At 43.8% G+C, this 14,458-nt stretch carries 13 protein-coding genes; 3 read left to right on the plus strand and 10 right to left on the minus strand.

Features of this window, described 5'->3' with window-relative positions; genetic code table 11:
• Positions 1 to 45: 45 nt before the first annotated feature.
• The 7 genes from IWA51_RS12400 to IWA51_RS12430 are packed head-to-tail and all read right to left on the minus strand — an operon-like array spanning position 46 to position 8,819.
• Positions 46 to 462, minus strand: a complete 417-nt coding sequence (locus IWA51_RS12400) for a DUF3899 domain-containing protein (protein WP_198442637.1) — start codon at positions 460 to 462, stop codon at positions 46 to 48.
• Entirely contained in the window at positions 459 to 1,517 is a 1,059-nt protein-coding gene (locus IWA51_RS12405) for an ATP-binding cassette domain-containing protein (protein ID WP_198442638.1), read from the minus strand. Before IWA51_RS12405 ends, IWA51_RS12400 begins: the two co-directional genes overlap by 4 nt.
• Positions 1,507 to 2,850 (minus strand): ABC transporter ATP-binding protein, encoded by a 1,344-nt coding sequence (locus IWA51_RS12740; RefSeq protein WP_230402663.1) that lies wholly within the window; start codon positions 2,848 to 2,850, stop codon positions 1,507 to 1,509. The genes IWA51_RS12405 and IWA51_RS12740 overlap by 11 nt, the downstream gene beginning before the upstream one ends.
• Positions 2,843 to 4,369, minus strand: a complete 1,527-nt coding sequence (locus tag IWA51_RS12415) for an ABC transporter permease (protein WP_198442639.1) — start codon at positions 4,367 to 4,369, stop codon at positions 2,843 to 2,845. Before IWA51_RS12415 ends, IWA51_RS12740 begins: the two co-directional genes overlap by 8 nt.
• The gene (locus tag IWA51_RS12420; protein WP_198442640.1) at positions 4,359 to 5,327 is read right to left on the minus strand and encodes an ABC transporter permease; all 969 of its coding nucleotides are present in this window, start codon (positions 5,325 to 5,327) and stop codon (positions 4,359 to 4,361) included. Before IWA51_RS12420 ends, IWA51_RS12415 begins: the two co-directional genes overlap by 11 nt.
• A gap of 6 nt (positions 5,328 to 5,333) precedes the next feature.
• Positions 5,334 to 7,376 (minus strand): ABC transporter substrate-binding protein, encoded by a 2,043-nt coding sequence (locus tag IWA51_RS12425; protein WP_198442641.1) that lies wholly within the window; start codon positions 7,374 to 7,376, stop codon positions 5,334 to 5,336.
• A gap of 21 nt (positions 7,377 to 7,397) precedes the next feature.
• Positions 7,398 to 8,819 (minus strand): PrsW family glutamic-type intramembrane protease, encoded by a 1,422-nt coding sequence (locus tag IWA51_RS12430; protein ID WP_198442642.1) that lies wholly within the window; start codon positions 8,817 to 8,819, stop codon positions 7,398 to 7,400.
• 67 nt (positions 8,820 to 8,886) lie between these two features.
• On the opposite strand from IWA51_RS12430, the gene IWA51_RS12435 reads away from it, so the two are divergent.
• Positions 8,887 to 9,810 (plus strand): hypothetical protein, encoded by a 924-nt coding sequence (locus tag IWA51_RS12435; RefSeq protein WP_198442643.1) that lies wholly within the window; start codon positions 8,887 to 8,889, stop codon positions 9,808 to 9,810.
• On the opposite strand, the gene IWA51_RS12440 is transcribed toward IWA51_RS12435, so the two are convergent.
• From IWA51_RS12440 to IWA51_RS12450, 3 genes are all read right to left on the minus strand, one after another.
• Positions 9,792 to 10,388 carry a TetR/AcrR family transcriptional regulator gene (locus IWA51_RS12440; protein ID WP_198442644.1) on the minus strand — a complete coding sequence of 199 codons (597 nt, stop codon included), beginning with the start codon at positions 10,386 to 10,388 and terminating at the stop codon, positions 9,792 to 9,794. The two genes, IWA51_RS12435 and IWA51_RS12440, sit on opposite strands and share 19 nt — an antisense overlap.
• Positions 10,389 to 10,397: 9 nt before the next feature.
• Complete coding sequence (locus IWA51_RS12445; RefSeq protein WP_198442645.1) at positions 10,398 to 11,552, minus strand: THUMP domain-containing class I SAM-dependent RNA methyltransferase; 1,155 nt, start codon at positions 11,550 to 11,552, stop codon at positions 10,398 to 10,400.
• 446 nt (positions 11,553 to 11,998) lie between these two features.
• On the minus strand, positions 11,999 to 13,321 hold the full coding sequence (locus IWA51_RS12450; RefSeq protein WP_230402664.1) for a serine hydrolase domain-containing protein: 1,323 nt from the start codon (positions 13,319 to 13,321) through the stop codon (positions 11,999 to 12,001).
• A gap of 362 nt (positions 13,322 to 13,683) precedes the next feature.
• On the opposite strand from IWA51_RS12450, the gene IWA51_RS12455 reads away from it, so the two are divergent.
• Together IWA51_RS12455 and IWA51_RS12460 are read left to right on the plus strand one after the other, a co-directional pair.
• Positions 13,684 to 13,953, plus strand: a complete 270-nt coding sequence (locus IWA51_RS12455) for a type II toxin-antitoxin system Phd/YefM family antitoxin (protein WP_198442646.1) — start codon at positions 13,684 to 13,686, stop codon at positions 13,951 to 13,953.
• 62 nt (positions 13,954 to 14,015) lie between these two features.
• A complete protein-coding gene (locus tag IWA51_RS12460) occupies positions 14,016 to 14,444 on the plus strand; it encodes a type II toxin-antitoxin system VapC family toxin (protein ID WP_198442647.1) in 429 nt (142 codons plus the stop codon).
• Positions 14,445 to 14,458: the final 14 nt, after the last annotated feature.

The following is a 14,458-nucleotide window of genomic DNA, read 5'->3' on the forward strand; positions in this document are numbered from 1 at the left end:
TAAACCACCGTAATCTGTCAATGTACACTTTGTTAGTGTATTTTGTTAATATACAAAAGCTGCAATTACAGAAACTGCAATAAACAGAATACCCGCTGCAAGTAAAGCAGCAAATGAAAACGAAGTGCCGCTAGTTTTGCGCACTGCTTTTTTTCGCGAACAGTAGTCAAAATATGTTTCTTTTTCTGAAACCGCAATATTTTTTGGTCTGCACAGTCTGCCGGCAAGTTTTGAAAAACCATAGCTTAACGCAAGAAAAGCCCCGGCGCCGGAAGCAACACCAAGCGCGCCCAGACAAAATAAAATTATTCCCGAAACAAAAGTTCCGTCACTAAAAAGACGTGCAGCCCCAAAAGAAGCATTGTGCGCGCGTTCATATAAAGCGACACCAAGCGCAAGTAAGGTGGCGGCGGGAATACAAAGGATGAATGTTTTTGTAAAAGAAGAAAATGTTTTTTTCAAAGTACACCGCCGCCAGTGTCTGTTTGCGCACTGCATTCTGCGTCAAAAACAATACGCTGCCGGCTTCTTTCGTAAACAGGATCGGGTAAGGGAACTGCACTTATGAGAGAGCGCGTATAAGGATGCTGCGGGTTTGCAAAAAGTGCATCAGAGCCTGCTGTTTCAAGAATTTTTCCGCGGTACATAACGGCAATTCTGTCACAAAAATATTTTACTACAGAAAGATCGTGCGCAATAAAAAGAACTGAAAGTCCAAGGTCATGGCGCAAATCATTGAGCAAATTGATTATTTGTGCCTTTACAGAAACATCAAGCGCACTTACAGGCTCGTCGGCAATAATGAGCTGCGGTTCCATAACAAGGGCACGCGCAATGCCTATTCTCTGCCTCTGACCGCCCGAAAACTCATGCGGGTAGCGTTCGGCATATTCAGGCAAAAGCCCCACGCGGTCAAGAACACGGCTCACCTTTTTACCAACGGCATGTCTGTCACGTTCACCGCGCACCAGAAGTCCTTCTGCTATAATTTCGCCAACCGTCATTCTTGGGTCAAGAGAAGTCGCCGGGTCCTGAAAAATCATCTGAATACGCGGTTCAAATTTTGTACTGTTTGCAACACTGCGTGCCTGCCGAATTTTTTCTTTTTCACGGGCAATTATTTCTTTCATGTCAGGATTTTTCTGAAAGCGTGCTTCGCGAATTTTCTGCTCATATTCCCAGGTGCCGGCATTAATGCGGTGGCCGTCAAAATAAATATTTCCGCCGGTAATTTTGTACAGGTGTATAATCGAGCGCCCGGTCGTTGTCTTGCCGCAACCGCTTTCTCCTACAAGACCAAAAACTTCACCGCGTGCTATGTCAAAACTAACGTCATCTACAGCGCAAAAAATTTTACTTCTGCTACCCGCGTTAAAATACTGGCGCAAATGTTCCACACGCAAAAGCGGCAGTGACCGCGTCGACTGTTGTGCCTGCGGCGACTGTTGTGACTGCGGTGGCGAAGAAGGCAGTGGCTGTGAAACAAATTGTGAAACATCATCGGAATTATTCTGCATGACGTGCCTCCTTCATGCGCGCGATTCTGTCACTGATAATCTGCGGCATTTGTACTTTGGGCGCGTCTGGATGCAAAAGCCAGGTTGCCGCTCCGTGCGTATCAGAAATCTTAAACATCGGCGGCTCGCGTTCAAAATCTATTTTAAGTGCATAAGCATTGCGCGCGGCAAAAGCGTCACCGGCCGGGGGATTGCGCATGTCAGGCGGAGTTCCCGGAATAGAAAGCAGCCGTCCCTTTGACTCAAGGTCGGGAACAGAAGAAAGCAACGCCCATGTATAAGGATGCGCCGGGTGGTAAAAAATATCTTCTGCCGTTCCGTATTCCACAATTTTACCTGCGTACATTACGGCAATTCGGTCTGCAACATTTGCCACAACACCAAGATCGTGTGTAATAAAAATTACGCTCATATTCCGCTCGCGCTTGAGTTTTTTTATAAGTTCAAGAATCTGAGCCTGAATTGTTACGTCAAGTGCAGTTGTAGGTTCATCGCATACAAGCACTTCGGGGTTTGCGGCAACGGCAATGGCAATTACAATACGCTGCCTCATTCCGCCCGAAAATTCAAACGGATACTGGTTGAATCTTTTTTCGGCTTCAGGAATTCCCACTTCTTTCATTATGGAAATTGCGCGAAAATAAGCCTTCTTTGCTGTAATTTTGTACACAGACTGAACCGCGTCCCCCAACAGACAGCGCTGCCCTTCCTCACCAAGAATTTTCTTAATGCCCGCAGGAATTTTTTCGCGTACAAAAAAATCAGGCAGCGCATCTATATTGCTAAGGTTAAATTCTTTTTCAGGACTGGCGCAAAACAGGCGCGAAAACTGTCTGCATCCGGCGCGGATTTGTTTTTTAAACAAAGCAAACTCTTTTAAAAGTTCCACAGAGTTTTCCAAAGTCTTGCATTGTTTTTTAACCGCAGCCAAACCCGCACGCACTCTTTTCAAAGCACCGCGCCTGTTGGCTCTTCCGTTAAGAATTGCGGCTTCTGTAAGCTGCGGCCCTACTTTAACAATAGGATCAAGTGACGACATCGGGTCCTGGAACACCATCGTAATGCGTTTACCGCGGATTTTGCACAATTCACTTTCGCTAAGCGACAGAAGGTCTTTGCCGTCAAACAGAATTTTTCCACTTTCGACAAATGCATTTGCGCTCAGAATGCCCAGAACAGATTTTGCAGTAACCGATTTGCCCGAACCGCTCTCACCAACAATCGCCAGAGTTTCGCCCTTGTTAAGAGTAAGATTAATATTGCGTACTGCTTTGACTGTATCCTGTCCTGTTTTGAACGAAACCGCAAGATTCTGTATTTCAAGTTCACTCACCGGCGGCACCTCTCAAAGAAGGATTAAACGCATCGCGAAGACCGTTTCCGAATTCATTGAAACAAATAAGAAGAACAGAAATAAACGCTGCCGGAAAAAACACACAGTGCGGGTGCTGCGAAAGTGCCGACTGCGCAGAGTTCAGCATAGTGCCAACACTTGTCATTGTATCGGACTGCAGGTTAACAATACCAAGATAAGTAAGATTCGCCTCGCTGAAAATAACCGCCGGAATACTCAAAACACTTGCCGTAATAATAAAGCCAATTGAGTTGGGAAGAATATGCCTGAAAATAAGCCGCGCATCTCCTGCACCAAGCGTACGGCTCGCAAGAACATAATCCTGCCCCTTAAAGCGGTAAAACTGCGCGCGAACCGTAGACGATGTTCCAATCCAGCCAAAGAAAATAAACGCGACAAACATAGAAACAATCGGGCCCAGACTCTTTGCAAAATAAAGCTGAAAAAGTGTCATTAAAATAACGCTCGGAATTTCGTAAAGAATATCCTTGATGCGTTCCATAATAATATCGAATGCACCGCCGTAATATCCTTCAAGCGCACCGACAACTGTTCCCAAAAAAAGATTTATTGCCGCAACCACAACGCTCAACAGAAGTGAAAGCCGCGCACCGTAAGCAAGACGCGTAAAAATATCATAGCCTGAATTGTCTGCTCCAAAAAGAAATGATGCATTCCGCCCGTGTTTGTACAGATACCATGCTGAATAAAGCACGCGCACTTCCTTCTGGGAATCATTCATGCGCGAAACAGAATAGGCATATCCATCAGAAGAATCAGACAAAGCGGAAAAATCCCCGTCCTTAAGAAAAATATTCTGCAGTTCCCCGGCCGCGGTCTTTGTTGCATAACCGCGGGCATCCGTCAGAAACCACGCATTCTGGTCGTTTTTATAAACTGCATTTTTTACTTTTGATTCATCAATCAACGGAAAGAAAAGCTGAATGCCCGATTTTTTTTCCCATTCGCGCGCGGCATTGAATTCCTGAGCGGTAAGAAACATTCTTACCCAGCCTGTTTTTGCATAAGTGTCGACTTTAATTTTGTACCAGGTACGTTTGCGCCCGGCCGCAGTATGTTCAGACTCACCCAGATACTTAACAACCGCACCCGGAATTGCCTTAAGATAGTCCAGCGTAATTGCGTTTACTTCAATTGTTTCACAACCGTCCCAGAAACCAAGCGGCGCAAACAAAGCGCACTTCGGCGAAGCATAAGCGTAATAACCGTCTCGGTCAGAGATTTTATAGCCCGAAAACAGCGGTGCAAAAACGGCGTAAAGAACAAGCAGAATAATTATAAAAAAACAGACAACAGAACCGCGGTTAGTAACAAACCTGAGCATTGCATCGGCAAAATAACCCCGCGGCTTTTTTGAAAACACATTTTCTGCAGAAGAAAAATTTTCTGTATGAGCAAATTCAAATTTTTCCGCAGGAATTTTTTCAAAATTATTTTCATTCAAAATATCAGTTGCAAAAGAATTATCAGCGTTCATTGGACTTGTCACCTCCCATGCGGATTCTCGGATCAATAAAACCGTAACTCAAGTCAAAAACAATGCCGGCCGCAAGACCAATCGTAATATAAAACATAGAGCACGCCATAAAAACGCTGTAATCTTTTTGCGTAATTGAAAGAAGATAGGTACGGCCAATTCCCGGAACAGCAAAGATCTGTTCAATAATCATAGAGCCAGAAATAATAGAAATAAAGTCGGCAAGAAAAGTAGGCACCAGCGGAACAAGCGAATTCCTAAACGCATGTCTTACCGTAGCCTGTGCGCGCGAAAGACCTTTTGTTCTTGCAAGAAGCATATAGTCGCTTGTAAGTGTTTCGGTAAGTTCCGCACGAATAAGACGCATGTCACCGGCAATGGGCCCGAACGAAAGTGCCAGCACCGGAAGAATTGCACTGTGCAGCATAGACCACGAAAAATAATCTGTACCTGCGTCCATAACAAGAGGACAAAGATTCAGCTTAAAGCCAATAAAATACTGCAGCAGAAAAGCATACACAAAAGCCGGAACAGAAATAAACAGCATAATAAAAACCTGAATCACATGATCCTGCCATTTATTTTTGCATACAGCCGCAACAATTCCAAAACAGATTCCAAGCGGAAGTGAAATTATAAGTGAAAGAACATTTATATAAATTGTAGCAGGAAGACGGCTCACAATGTACTGCGTAACGGGTTCTAGAAAAGTTCCCATCGTAGTACAAAAACCCCAGTCCCACTTAGTAAACACGTTCCGCAAAAAATACGCATACTGAACGACAAGCGGCTCATTGTATCCCCACGCCTCGCGCATTTCACGAAGAGCCTTGTCAAACCCGCCCTGAACAGCTTCTACCTGGTTGGGCAAAAGCCTGATTAAAACGAACAGCATCGTCATAATCACAAAGAGAGTAAGAAACATGAGCGCAATTCTTTTAAGAACGTATTTAATCATAACCAACTAGTACTTAAGCTGACGGTTGTTTTCGTCACAGTATTTGTCCCATTCGGCATCATCCATAGAAAAAGACATAAACCTCATTCCGCCGTAACCGACAAGCGAGTTGACAAAAGTTTCGCTTCCCATAACAGTACGCTGCGAAATAAGTTCGGTGCTGTTAAGATAGCGGATTGGAATCATGTTGTAATATGACAGAAGACCTTTTTCCATCTGCGAAAGAATTGTATTGCGCACACTGCTTTCTGCCGAAGAATATTCACCTTCACACAAAGCGCGGTACCAGTCATAAAAACTTTTCTGAATTTTTAATCCGCCAGTTTCAGCAAATTCCGAAAGATCAATTTCAAGCATTTCTGATTCAGGATCAAAGCCATATTCGTTAAGCGCACCGGGATCGCAGTAGCACCACATAATTCCATAGGGATCATAAGCGGCACCACCCCAGCCCGTCATTGCACAGTCTACACGTCCACGCCTCATGTTTTCATAATAATTTTCGTCGGTAACCTGCTTTACAACAATCCGTCCTTCAAGCGGAGTATTGAGTGCAACAGCCTTAAGCGCATCTTCAAGAAAAGCCACGCTTCTCATGTTGGCAGTATTTGTGTCGTAAGTATGGTAGTCAATCTGGACAACATCGCCTTCGCTAATATCACCGGCAGCCAGTGCAGCTTTATAAGCCTTTGTAATATAAAAAGATGCAGCTTCAGGATTATAACCGGTAATATTTTCAACTTTGTCAGAAAGATACAAATCGCACAAAACTTTCTGTGCCTGAGGTGTATTGCGGTAAAGTTCACCAGATTCGGGGTCGGCAACATACATATAGTTAATCAAACCAAAGCCAACATCAGACGCGGGTGTAATTGTGTCAACATATTTCTGGCGGTCAAGTGCAAGCGATATTCCGTGCCTGAAATCAGTGTAGCTCAAAATAGATTTGTTGATTCCCTTTGACTCATGTTTTTTAAGAGCCTCTTTGTCAATATTAAAACTGTACTTCCATGTATAGGATTCGGGAGTCGTAAGTCGGTATTCGCTGTTGCCGTAAACTTTCAAATCGTTTACATCAAGCGCAACGTCATCAAGTTCGCCCCTTAAAAAAAGAGAAAGAGCCGTGGAATGTTCAGAAATATATGAAAGCTGAATATTTGTAACCGCATACTGTCCCTCATGTTTGTTGTCAGTCCAGCCGTACCATTTTTCATTGCGTTCAAATTTCATTTCCTTGTCAGGCTGAAATTCCGAAATTCTGTACGGACCGCATGAAGAATATTTTTCGGGTGAAGTGCCATAAGAACTTTTTACAATCTGTCCTTTTTTGGATTTATTCTCTTCATATAACTTAGGATGAACCGGAATAATTGAAGTTGAATTATACTGAACAAAAAAAGGGGAAAGCGAGTTTTTCAAAATAAGAGTAAACGAAAATTCATCATTTTTGATAAAACCAACGTCGCTCCATTCAACACCTTCTTTGCCGGAATAATAATCGTATGCATTTGCAATCGCAAAATTATCCTGACAAAAACTGGACGAACGCAGATTTTTCATATCCGGATTCAAAAACTGTTTGAAAGTATATTCGTATGTGTCGGCGTTAATTTTTGTTCCGTCTTCCCACACGGCATTTTGAATAAGATTGTATTTCCACGCATAGCCGCTTTCTGCCCCTGCCGGAATTCCGTACTTTTCGTTGCCTGCATATTCTTTTGTAACATCAGCAGGAAGTTCGGCTGCCATTTCGCAGAAAACTTCGTAACCATCCTTTGTTTCGTTCATTACAAAATCGTACAGACCCGAAGCCGTAAAATCCAGAACAGTACCTTCGTTTCCCATACTCCAGTCAGTCGGATTCCATGTTGAAGGGGAAGAACTGATTGTTCTGTACGTGTATACACCTTTTTGTTCTTCCTGCGTTGGAATGGAAGCAGTCACGTTTTCTTCTTTTACATCCGCCACAACTGGAGCCGGTTTTTCACTTTTGGAACACGAAACAAAAAGCGCAGTTACCGCCAGCGCGCAGGCAAATATTTTTTTCATTTTTCTTCCTTTTAAATAATCTTATTTTTCACTTTTGTTTTTGGTTTTTTCAGCCGCACCAGCGCGCGTCTTTTTAGCAGCAGGCTTTTTTTCGCTAACCGCCGTAACTTTTGCCGAACCAACGCTCGCGCGCGTCTTTCTTACCGCAGTTTTCGTTTCGCTAACCGACGTGGCCTTTGAAGAATCGCCACTCGCGCGCGTCTTTTTTACCGCAGTTTTTGTCTCGCTAACCGACGCGGCTTTTGAAGAACCGCCGCTCGCGCGCGTCTTTCTGACCGCAGTTTTCGTTTCGCTAACCGTAGTGGCCTTTGCCGAACCAACGCTCGCGCGCGTCTTCCTTACCGCAGTTTTTGTCTCGCTAACCGCAGTGGCCTTTGCCGAACCGCCACTCGCGCGCGTCTTCTTTACCGCAGTTTTCGTCTCGCTAACCGTCGTGGCTTTTGCCGAACCGCCGTTCGCGCGCGTCTTTCTTACCGCAGTTTTTGTTTCGCTAACCGACGCGGCTTTTTTTACCGGCGCTTCTGTTTTGCTTACAAGCGCGCCCGTTTGTGCAGGTAACGCATCTTCTTCTACACGAATTTCTTCTGTAACCTCAGCCGCGCGTTTTTCATGCGCAACATCCGCCGACCCCGAAAACTTTACTCCTACAAGAGTCTTGTCCTGACTGTCACGGATTTTTGCTTCTATCAGAGTTTTGTCGGCGGAATTCTTTTCTACAGCAGCCTTGTGCCCAAAACCAACCGCGGCCGGCGCGCTCTTCTCTTGAGGCAAAAGATTTTTTCTTTCGTTAATGTACCTTGTTCTGCATTCAATAACTGCAATCGCAATAACCGCAAAACTCATGTAGAAAAACGGGCTGGACATGTCAAAACCGGCAAAATAATTATAAACGCCGTGAAGAATTACCGCAAAAATGTAGGAAAATGCACGCGGACTTTTGTGCCTGCATGAAAAAACAAACAGACCGCTCAGAGCCGCACAGCTTCCGTGAACAATAACCGAAGTAACCATCCGAAGCGGTGCAGTTCCTGTTCCAGCAAGTGAATACACAATCGTCTCAAAACATCCAAGCGTAAATCCACTCAAAACCGCGCATGAAAAAAATTCAGCCAGTCGCATCTTTTTCCACGGCAGCAGGAACAAAAGAAGCATTTTTATTGTTTCTTCAATAAGTCCGTTGATTATAAGATCGTGCAAAAGAACAGAAGGCAGCGTCTTTCCCGAAAGAATTCCGCCTCCGCCAAAAAGGTCAATCACAAACTGAATAGCCGTAATCGGAACAACACTCAAAAGTCCCAGAAGACATGCCAGAATTCCGTGCCAAGTCCTGAATCCGCTTACAAAAAGCTTCATGCAGACAAAAATTGCGGCAAGCGGAATGCAGCAAATCAAAACCGGAGCAACCAGGCCCATAACATCAATTTGTGTAGAAAATATATTCATATATAGAGAATAAACTAAAGGTAAATGTTTGTAAAGTTTCGTAGCGCCCAGGCCGAAATTCAAAGAGATGAGACACATTTTATTCATTTTAGCGACTATAAGTCTTACATTTTCCTCGTGTAGCCTGATTGATTTTTCCAGCACAGAAAAAACAATTACCGCGCCTGTAACGGACATCAGCGACACAAACATAACAATCGCTCCTGTAATTCTCACTTACGCCGACTACATGAACATATTCCGCTACGAAATGGACAGCGACGGTGAAGATGCAAAGCAGGTAAAGGACTCACTTGTAAACATAGGCCAGATTATAAAATCAGGCAGTTACCCTGTAGACGGTTCGGTTATTTTCACAGACTATTACGCTTCAAGTGACAAATATTACAGATATTACGTAAGATACAAAACTTCTTCGGGCTACGAAAATTCACAGCCAACAGACACAGTACGACCCTCAAAGGCAAATTCAGAAAAAGAAATTGCAGTCAACGAAGAAAAACTTTATCCGGTCAATGCAAAAGAAAGCCGTATTCCGATAGTCTATGATGAAAAAATCCAGGCTCTGGTCATTGCACCCGGAATTCTTACTCTTCCGCAGACACATGAAAGCACAGAAGAAAACCTGCAATATTTTTCACTTTCTGTAGCCCTCTCAAACGGAAGCAAAACGCAGCTTTTTGAATTTACAAAAGGTACAGAAGATGACACTTATACAATTCTTCTGCATACATCACTTCCCGATGTCTTTAAGGGATGCGCACTTAAAGCAACAGCTCTTGTCGGACAGGATTTTGCTTCAAAGAAAAAAGGTGAAACAGTTATTTTTACAAACTATTACTGGACAAAGCCTATTGAAGAAGACATGCTTGTAATTCTTTCAACAGATGAAAAGCCGCAGAAGCTGAACAGCATCACTGTGCCGAGTACAACTTCAAACAGCACACCTATAGATTACGCCAGAACTGCAGATTATTCTTCGCGGAACTGACTTATAGAAAAGGCAACCATTTCGCGGATTCCGTCCAGTTTTTGCTTTCCAAGAACTGCCAGCCGGAATATTCCGCATTCCAAAAGCATATAAAGCTGGTCGTTAATATTCTTGACGGGCAGCTTTTTTATTTCACCGTTTTTCTGGCCACGAATAACAATTGTGCTCAATATATGCTGAATGCGTATCGTGCGTCTTGCAACCCTTTCGTTGACATTTGATCCGCTTTTCTGAAGCTGAATAAGATAAGTAAGAAGAACCTTAAAAAACTGGTAGTTTTCTTCGGCACGCGTAATAATCATGTCAAAAATGCATTCAAGACATTCAATCGAGGTGTATTGCGGATTCTTTAAAATCGTCAGAATTTCCTGTTCCAAAGCCTGGGTAAACTGCTTGATGCTCCACAGAAAAATTTCGCGCTTGTTCTTAAAATAAATGTAAAGCGTTGTTCTTGTTATTCCGCAGCGATCTGCAATTTTCTGGAATGTAACATCTTCGTAGCCTTCTTCTATAAAAAGTTCCAGTGCTTTTGTAAGAATTTCGTGCTTTCGTTTTTCGTGCTCAACCTGTACTGCCATAATCGCCGCTTAGTTGTAAATATAAAGTGTCGTATCAAGGTTTCCGGCCTTAAGCGACTTTAAAAGCCGTGCATGCTTGCCTATTGAACTCTGGAAACTCTTCTGGCTCGTTATTACACCAAGGTCCCAGCCCGGAAAATCGGTAAACAGCTGCGCCATGTCTTTGTAGAGTTCCGCAGCCTGCTCTGCATCACCGATACGTTCTCCATACGGCGGGTTACACAACAGAAGTCCCTTTTCGTAGGGTGCGCGCAAATCCCTGAAGTCACTTACGATAAAGTCCGGCCGCTCTATTCTGGCATCGCTTCCAATAAGCTGGAGTGCTCTTCCCGCAGTGACGCACGCATGTTCCGCGTTAAGTTTTGCGCGCTCAACGGCCGCCGGATCAATGTCGCTTCCTGTAATACGACATTCAACGTCCGTGCGAATCTTTGCGGCCTCCTGCTTTTTTATTTCTACAGCGCGGTTCTGGTTATATATTGCCAAATGTTCATAAGCAAAGTGACGGCCCAGTCCCGGCGCAACATTGTGTGCATACAAAACGGCTTCGTTTGCAATTGTTCCGCTTCCGCAGAAAGGATCATGAAGAGGTGTTTTTCTGCGCCACATCATTTCCTGAAGCAAAACGGCTGCAGTTGTTTCACGAAGAGGAGCAATTCCGCCGTCAGTTCTGTAGCCTCTTTTATGCAGCGCTTCTCCACTTGTGTCCAAAAGAATTGAAACTTCATTCTGGTCAATGTAAACGCGCACATCACACTGCTCACCGCTTTCGGGAAGAACGCTCATCTTCCACACAAAACCAAGCTTTTTGTAAATGGCCTTCTGAACCATTCCCTGAATACTGTGCTCGCTGTTAAGTTTGCTTTTATAAGTGCGTACCTTATCTACAACAATGCGTGAATCTTTCTTGAATACATCCTGCCAGTCTACAAGCGAACAGTTTTCAAAAAGCTCGTCAAAGTCTTCGGCATGATATTTTGCCATTTGAATATAAACACGGTCACTTGTTCTGAGACAGAAATTTGCACGATAAAGGGCATCATCGTCACCGGTAAAAGCAACACGTCCAGGAGCATTACCTGCAAGAGTATAACCAAGCTGTTTGATTTCGTTACCAAGAATTTTTTCTGCGCCAACCGCGCAAAGAGCCACGTATGTATTCATAATGACATTTTAACACTTTTTGACATTTTGTTCAATGAAAATGTTAACGTACACACTCGTCTGTTAACGCACGTATTTGTTAACGCACGTCCGCGGGGGAAGACGCGATTTTTAAAGAGATAACACTTAGCAAAAGTTAAAATGCGCGAAGGAGGACGCAGAAATTGGAAATGACTTGATTTTTTGCCGTCGCGAAGCGACAAACGATAGTTTCCCAGCAAAAATCACGTCAAGGCCAATATTGGCCGGTTTACGATTTCGGCGGGCGACTGGGAGCATTTTAACCTGCGCTGCCACTTATCTAAACAAACTGCGCCTTACCACGCGGACCTTCCCGAACATTCGTATCTGTTAACGAACGTTCGTATGGTAAAATACATTTCGCTAACGCTGCACCTTCTGTAAGATTTATAGTGAAGGGCGGCCAGCCGCCCTTCACTATAAAATTATTTTTTCATAAGATATTCCGCGACTGCTTCGTACGCCGGAATTGAAAGCGGATCGATGTATTTGTTTGAAGCATAATGGGTTGAAGCGAAACGCGCAATCACCATTTCCGCCGCAGGATCGATGTATATTGCCTGTCCGTGAACACCGCGCGCCATGTATGCTCCGTGGGAATTGTTTGTTATCCACCACATATTGTGGTAGCTCCAGCCTTTTAACTTTGTATAGTCGCTTTTTGCAAACGCCGCCTTGTATTCTTCGGAAGAACCGCCGGATGCTATGTCATTTACCGCTTTTTCAGGAATAACCTGCTTTCCATTCAATTTGCCGCCGTTACGCATCATCTCGCCGAAAGCTGCCATATCACGCAAGTTAAGGTCAAATCCGCCGCCAGCAAATGCTATTCCGGAAGGGTCCACCTGATAGTAACCGTCATAATGAGCGCCTAAAGGCTTCCAAATCATTTCGGAAACCATCTCCGCAAGCCCCTGCCCTGTTACGCGCGAACAAATCCACGCCAAAAGCTCAGTGTTGATTGTCCTGTACCCGAACGCCTCTCCGTGCTCTGAATCAGGAAGTTTTTTTACAGTCGCAAGATATTCGTAGTAGTTCTGCGGACCACGATAATTTATAGGGCGAAAAACATTTCCTGCGGCCGAGTAAGCCCAGATTTCCGCATTAGGATCGTTGTAATCCTCGCTGTACTTTATCGCGGTAGTCATGTCCATAACCTGGCGGACAGTCGCATCTGCATAACCAGAATCCTTTAATTCAGGAATATAGTCCGTTACTTTTTTAGAAGGGTCAAGCTTTCCTTCCGCGGCAAGAATAGAAGCCACCGTTCCTGTAAACGACTTGCTTACTGACATAGCCGCATGCAGACCATCCGGCTTTAGTCCCGCAGGATATTTTTCGTAGACGATTTTTCCCTTATGCATGACAATAATTCCGTCTGTGTAGTTCGCATCCAAGGACTCTTCAAAAGTCATTGTCTTGCCAGAATCCCACGGAGTAAAAGTAACGCTGTCAATTTTAGGGTCAAGTTTTTGCTTTAACGAATATTTTTTGCCGCTTCCAGAAGAAACATTGCGTGTCGGAAAAAATTCCCTCATATGATTTACGCTGTAGCGCAGAGCCGGAAATTCAAAAAAAGAACCGTCAGAAGCATGCAGTGTTTTTTCCTGCGCTGGCGGGAATCCCTGCATCCATCCCATTGAACCGGGCAACGTTTTCTGAGCGTCAGGATATTCCTCCGCAAAACCAGCCGCTCCAGCCATTCCAACCAAAGCAAGCGCTCCAAAAGAAACTAGAGATTTTTTCATAACTGCCTCCATTGTGTTTTCAAAAATTTTCATGCATCAAAAAAACACAGATACTTCCATTATAATCCCAAAACACGTTCCGTGCAAATTTTGCCACGCTCAAAGCACTTTACATTCAGAAAAGTCAAAAACCAAAGATTCCGGGCGTGCCGGCTTCGCCGTCGGGTGTTCCAGCCTTCGCTAACCGCTCATCGTCCTCGCCGCTCCGCGCCTGCGGTCGACTAAAGGGCTTCCATACCCTCACGCATTGCAATCCGCTTTATTCATCATCTTTTGCCTCTATGTTGGCTAACATTTTTAATGTTGACTATATAATTTTTTACATGCTATTATTTCTTATATAAAATATCTTGGAGGTGTCTATGTGCAGAACTTCAATTTACGCAGCAAGAAACAACCTTTCTAATTTTGTAAAAATCGCGGAAAGAGGCGAACCTGTAGAACTTACACGCTACGATAAACCTGTTGCGGTAATTATAAGCTATGAAGAATACGAAAAAAAGAATTCGTCAACTGAAATAAGCTGGCTTTCCAAATGGCGCAAAGAATATGCCAATGTTTTGAACGATGAAGGAATTCCTCTTCGGCCGAAAGTTTATCAGGATCCAAACAGGGTTATTTTTGAAGAATAATTTTATTTACAACTTTAAAAGTTTGCGTTGCAAATTTTCTTAGACTTTCTCATGGAGAAAAAATGAACAAAGTTTATCTTCTTGACACAAACATTGTTTCGGAATTCACAAAAGAATATCCGAATCAAAACGTACTCGCCTTATATGAGGCAAGAAAAAATATGTGTGCAATCAGCGCAACATCATTTCAGGAACTCGTTTACGGTGCTGAAAAAATGCCAGAAGGAAAACGCAAAAACTCAATTGCAAATTTTGTGGAAAATTTAAGGAACAATATAGAAATAATTCCTTACGATGGTTTTGCGGCAGAAATTTGCGGACATCTTTCCGGCCAATGTGCAAAAGAAGGCAAAACCCTTCCCTACTGCGATACCCAGATTGCGGCAACAGCAATCGCAAACGGAATGGTTTTAGTAACGCGCAACACGGCAGACTTTGAGGAAACGGCGGAACGCTCTTTTTTAAGGGTTGAAAACTGGTTCCAGGAATAATTTTACGTAAAAAC

Origin of the sequence: Treponema peruense, from assembly GCF_016117655.1 — a bacterium.
GTDB classification, from domain to species: domain Bacteria; phylum Spirochaetota; class Spirochaetia; order Treponematales; family Treponemataceae; genus Treponema_D; species Treponema_D peruense.